Below are 3,515 nucleotides of genomic sequence, written 5' to 3' on the forward strand. Positions count from 1 at the left end.
CCAGCCGCGACATTGCGGACAGGCCGTCCATGGTCGCGACCGCAAAATAGTCGCACAGCCGCCGCTCGGCGGTGGCGCTGTCGAAGACGTCGCGGGTCAGCGGCGTCACCGACGGCAACTCGCGCAGCGTCGGCGCAAGCTCGGTGTCGCCATAGAGCGCGTCGGTGACGATCACCTCGTTCGGATTGATGCGCGCCAGCGTCGCGGCAAGCTCTGCGGTCGAGCACTCCGTCACCATGAATTCGGAGGTCGAGATGTCGATCCAGGCCAGCCCGAGCCGATCGGCGCCGGCCGAGCCGCGCGCACGCGCGATCGCGAGCAGATAGTTGTTGGTGCGGGCGTCGAGCAGCGTGTCTTCGGTCAGCGTGCCCGGCGTCACCAGCCGCACCACGCCGCGGCGGACCACGCTCTTGTTGCCGCGCGCCTTTGCCTCCGCGGGGTTCTCGGTTTGCTCGCACACGGCGACCCTGTGGCCGGCGCCGATCAGGCGATGCAGATAGTCCTCGGAGCGTTCGACCGGCACGCCGCACATCGGGATGTCCATGCCCTGATGCTTGCCGCGCTTGGTCAGGACGATGCCGAGCGTCTTCGAGGCGATCTCGGCGTCCTCGAAGAACAGTTCGTAGAAGTCGCCCATCCGGTAGAACAGCAGCAGGCCTGGATGCGCGGTCTTGATCTCCAGATATTGCTCCATCATCGGCGTGACGCGCGACGATGTCTCGGCGGGAGCAGATTCGGGCGGAACAGGAATGGGCTGCTGAACTGTCATGTGGGGGCGGAAACTACAGAATTTCGCCGCGCGGTCATATCCGCGAGGACTGGGTTTTCCACCCTCTCCACGGCTGAAATCATGACGAGGCATCACGGGAATGCGCTGATGCCACGCAGCCGCATCAATTGACCTGTGGCGGGCACACTCCTAAAACTCAACCCAAGTTCCAGCCATTCAACGCCTAAGCCACGGCATTCAGGGAGAGATTCAATGCGTGATGTCTATATTTGCGATGCCGTCCGGACTCCGATCGGCCGTTTCGGCGGCTCGCTCGCCAAGGTGCGCGCCGACGACCTCGCGGCGGCCCCGATCAAGGCGCTGATGGCCAAGCATCCGACGCTCGACTGGAATCAGGTCGACGAAGTCTTTTTCGGCTGCGCCAATCAGGCCGGTGAAGACAACCGCAACGTCGCGCGCATGGCGCTGCTGCTCGCCGGTATCCCCGAGTCGGTTCCGGGTCAGACCCTGAACCGTCTCTGTGCGTCCGGTCTCGATGCAGTCGGCGCCGCGGGCCGCGCCATCCGTGCCGGTGAGATCGACTTCGCGATCGCAGGCGGCGTTGAGTCGATGACGCGCGCCCCGTTCGTGATGGGCAAGGCGTCGGAAGCGTTCTCCCGCTCGGCCGACATCTACGACACCACGATCGGCTGGCGCTTCATCAATCCCTTGATGAAGGCGCAGTATGGCGTCGATGCGATGCCGGAGACCGGCGAGAACGTCGCCGAGGAGTTCCAGGTGTCGCGCGCCGATCAGGACGCGATGGCAATCCGCTCGCAGCAGCGCGCGGGTGCGGCGATCGCGTCGGGCTATTTCGCGGAAGAGATCGTTCCGATCCAGGTGCCCGGCGGCAAGGCCGGTCCGATCACGGTCGACAAGGACGAGCATCCGCGTCCCGAGACCACGCTCGAAGGCCTCGCCAAGCTGAAGCCGATCGTGCGCAATCCGGGCACAGTGACCGCGGGCAACGCGTCCGGCGTCAATGACGGTGCGGCCGCGATGATCCTCGCGTCCGAGGCCGCGGTGAAGAAGCACGGACTGACGCCGCGCGCGAAGATCCTCGGGCTCGCCTCGGCCGCGGTGCCGCCGCGCATCATGGGCATCGGCCCGGTGCCGGCGACCAAGAAGCTGGTTGAACGGCTCGGCATCAAGGTGTCGGACTTCGATCTGATCGAGCTGAATGAAGCCTTCGCTTCGCAGGGCATCGCCTGCCTGCGTCAGCTCGGCGTCAAGGAAGATGCCGATTTCGTCAATCCGCATGGCGGCGCGATCGCGCTCGGCCATCCGCTCGGCATGAGCGGCGCGCGGCTCGCGTTGACCGCCGTGCACGGCATGGAGAAGCGGGGCGGGAAGCTTGCCTTGGCAACTATGTGCGTCGGCGTCGGCCAGGGCGTTGCGGTCGCGATCGAAAAGGTGAACTAAGCCAATGGCTTGGAAGGGCTGAAAACTGCCCTTCCCCGAATTGGTTATGTCCTATAATGATCTTCGGCAGGGCTCGCGCCGACATGCGGGCCCACGGAGGATTTCGCCATGACCTTTCAGTATCCGCTGCAGTCGCTTGCGGCGCATCCGGCGCGGCTGTCACCCGCCTATCGCTCCACGATCAAGCGCGCGCCGCAGAAGCCGCTGATCCCGATGCGGCACACGCTCTCGGAGCTCACCGGTCCGGTCTATGGTCATGAGACCGTGCGCGCGCATGACAACGACCTCACCATCCAGGCCAAGGGCGAGCCGCTCGGCGAACGGATCATCGTGCACGGCTATGTGCTCGACGAGGACGGCCGCGGCGTGCCCAACACGCTGGTCGAGCTGTGGCAGGCCAATGCCTGCGGCCGCTACATCCATGTCGTCGACCAGCACCCGGCGCCGCTCGATCCGAACTTCACCGGCGCCGGCCGCACCCAGAGCGACGCCAACGGCTATTACAAGTTCATCACCATCAAGCCCGGCGCCTATCCGTGGGGCAACCACCACAACGCCTGGCGGCCCGCCCATATCCACTTCTCGGTGTTCGGCCACTCCTTCGTCTCGCGCCTCGTCACGCAGATGTATTTCCCCGGCGATCCGCTGTTTCCGTTCGACCCGATCTTCAACTCGGTGACCGACGAGAAGGCGCGGGCGCGGATGATCTCGTCCTTCGATCTCGACAACACCAAGCCGGAATGGGCGCTGTGCTACCGCTTCGATATCGTGCTGCGCGGGCGCAACGCCACGCCGATGGAGACCAAGTAAAGTGTCGAACCCGCGTCCTGATGGAATCACGCCGTCGCAGACCGTCGGCCCCTATTTCAAATACGGCCTGACGCCGAACGGCGAGTATGAATGGAACGACGCCTTCACCAACAATCTGCTGACGCCGGATACGTCGGGTGATCGCATCCGCGTCGAGGGCAAGGTCTATGACGGCGACGGCGCGGTGATTCCGGACTGCATGCTGGAGATCTGGCAGGCCGATGCGCAGGGCCGCTTCTCCGATCCGCAAGACAAGCGCGCGCTGCCGAATTCGAGCTTCAAGGGCTTTGGCCGCTGCGGCACCGACAACAGCGGCGCCTACGCGTTCGACACCATCAAGCCGGGCGTGGTGCCGGATCCCGACGGCAAGAAGCAGGCGCCGCATATCCTGCTCGCGGTGTTCGCGCGCGGCATGCTGCTGCATCTCTACACGCGGATCTATTTCGACGACGAAGCCGGCAATGCCGATGATCCCGTGCTGGCGCTGGTGCCGGAAGATCGCCGCGCCACCTTG

At 65.0% G+C, this 3,515-nt stretch carries 4 protein-coding genes; 3 read left to right on the top strand and 1 reads right to left on the bottom strand.

The window, feature by feature from the left end; translation table 11 throughout:
• Nucleotides 1–769: MutS N-terminal domain-containing protein (locus tag AS156_RS14970; RefSeq protein ID WP_488226046.1), on the bottom strand; the 769-nt coding region annotated here is incomplete at its 3' end.
• 213 nt (nt 770–982) lie between these two features.
• Here AS156_RS14970 and pcaF point away from each other — a divergent pair.
• The 3 genes from pcaF to pcaG form a co-directional block, all read left to right on the top strand.
• Nucleotides 983–2,191, top strand: a complete 1,209-nt coding sequence (gene pcaF / locus AS156_RS14975) for a 3-oxoadipyl-CoA thiolase (RefSeq protein WP_066505324.1) — start codon at nt 983–985, stop codon at nt 2,189–2,191.
• 108 nt (nt 2,192–2,299) lie between these two features.
• Nucleotides 2,300–3,001 (top strand): protocatechuate 3,4-dioxygenase subunit beta, encoded by a 702-nt coding sequence (pcaH, locus tag AS156_RS14980; RefSeq protein WP_066505327.1) that lies wholly within the window; start codon nt 2,300–2,302, stop codon nt 2,999–3,001.
• Between the two features lies 1 nt (nt 3,002).
• Nucleotides 3,003–3,515: protocatechuate 3,4-dioxygenase subunit alpha (gene pcaG, locus AS156_RS14985; protein WP_066505331.1), on the top strand; the 513-nt coding region annotated here is incomplete at its 3' end.

Source organism: Bradyrhizobium macuxiense (assembly GCF_001542415.1).
Taxonomy (GTDB): Bacteria; Pseudomonadota; Alphaproteobacteria; order Rhizobiales; family Xanthobacteraceae; genus Bradyrhizobium; species Bradyrhizobium macuxiense.

Excerpts from the sequence above, each read along its gene's own strand:
- pcaF (WP_066505324.1), top strand. The coding sequence starts at position 983 with ATGCGTGATGTCTATATTTGCGATGCCGTCCGGACTCCGATCGGCCGT.
- pcaH (WP_066505327.1), top strand. The coding sequence starts at position 2,300 with ATGACCTTTCAGTATCCGCTGCAGTCGCTTGCGGCGCATCCGGCGCGG.